This is a genomic window from Sphingomonas sp. (assembly GCF_036387595.1).
GTDB lineage: Bacteria > Pseudomonadota > Alphaproteobacteria > Sphingomonadales > Sphingomonadaceae > Sphingomonas.
The window spans coordinates 1-1,546 of sequence record NZ_DASVTL010000102.1 but is presented as its reverse complement, the minus strand read 5'-3'; the positions used below and the strand labels follow the sequence as shown (position 1 = coordinate 1,546).

General features: G+C 67.8%; 2 protein-coding genes and 1 pseudogene. All 3 read left to right on the top strand.

The window, feature by feature from the left end:
* Positions 1-682 (top strand): annotated as a pseudogene (locus VF643_RS11950) (MFS transporter); the annotation flags it as partial.
* Positions 683-731: 49 nt separating this feature from the next.
* On the top strand, positions 732-1,187 hold the full coding sequence (locus tag VF643_RS11945) for a MarR family winged helix-turn-helix transcriptional regulator (protein WP_331003824.1): 456 nt from the start codon (positions 732-734) through the stop codon (positions 1,185-1,187).
* An 83-nt stretch (positions 1,188-1,270) separates the two neighbouring features.
* Positions 1,271-1,546, top strand: a 276-nt coding sequence (locus tag VF643_RS11940; RefSeq protein ID WP_331043617.1) for an aldehyde dehydrogenase family protein, incomplete at its 3' end; no start/stop codon positions are given.

The window sequence follows — 1,546 nt, the reverse complement described above, 5'->3', positions numbered from 1 at the left end:
GGGCGCGCTGGCGCGGATCAACGCCATGCTGGCGCGAATGGGGCATCTGCCGGTCGATGCCCTGCCCGCGCCCGAGCCGAAAGCGGCCAAGGTGCCGCTGGTCGAACTCTTCTCACCCGCCTTCGTGCGGGTGACCGGGCTGCTTACCCTGGCGTATCTCACCCATATCATGACGTTCTATTTCATTCTGAAATGGATTCCCAAGATCGTCGTGGACATGGGCTTTCCCGCGCCGCTCGCCGCGGGCGTGCTCGTCTGGGCCAGCATCGGCGGCGCGAGCGGATCGCTGGTACTGGGTCTGCTCACCGCGCGGGTGCGGCTGATCGGGCTGACGATCGGCGCCATGCTGTTATCGACCGTCCTCGTGATCGCCTTCGGGCGGGACTGGAGCGATCTTGCCGCCCTGTCGCTGATCGCGGCCTGCGCGGGGTTCGCGACCAATGCCGCGGTCGTCGGCCTTTATGCGCTCATCGCGCAGAGCTTCCCGACCGGAGTCCGCGCGACCGCGACCGGGTTCGTCATCGGCATCGGGCGCGGCGGGTCCGCCCTGGCCCCCGCCCTGGCCGGTTTGCTGTTCGCCGCGGGCTACGGCCTGTCCACCGTCGCTATCCTGATGGCGTCGGGCTCGGCGATCGCGGCGGGCGCGCTGTTCGTGCTCGGACGGCGGACGAGGGTGACTTGAGGCGCGGCCTTGGACTGCCTAACGCCCGTCGCTTCAGGAGACTAGCGACGTGCAGGACGAACCGGAAATCGCGATTGCAGCGCTGGGCGTGCTCGATGAGCTGGTGGGCTACCACATGCGTCGCGCCTCGGCGGTTATCGGCAACGACTTTGCGCGCGCCATCGCGGGAACGGGCATGCGACAGGTGCTGTTCGGCATCTTGTCGGTCATCGCCGCCAATCCGGGTATCAATCAGGGCAATGTCGGTCGCGCGCTGGGCATTCAGCGCGCCAACATGGTGAGCCTTGTCAACGAGCTGGTCGATTCAGGCCTGGTGCTGCGGGAAACCGCCGCGGACGACCGCCGCGCCTTTGCGCTGACGTTGACGACGGCGGGCGAGGAGAAGGTCCGGCACACCTTGGGGCGCATCCGCGCCCATGAGGATCAGCTATTGTCCGGGCTGTCGACAGCCGAGCGCATTCAGCTGATCGATCTGCTCGCGCGGATCGAGGCGGCCGATGCCTGACGCGGAACGTGAACGCGACAAAAGAAACATTGCGCGCGCACACGCCATAAGTTATGCGGTACAACAATAACGGGAGAGGTTGCATGGCTACGCTTGCGCAAGCGCCGATCGGTCGGACCTTCGATCGCGTAAACCCCATCACCGGCGCTGTTGCGACGACCGCAGCCGCGGCGACCGTGGCGGATGCCAACGTCGCGGTGGAGGCGGCCGCCGCGGCGTTCCCCGCCTGGTCCGCGCTGGGGCCGAATGCCCGCCGCGCGGCGCTCAACAAGGCCGCCGACGCGCTCGCCGCGAGGGCCGACCAGTTCATCGAGGCGATGATGGGCGAAATCGGCGCGACCGAGGGCTGGGCGCGGTTC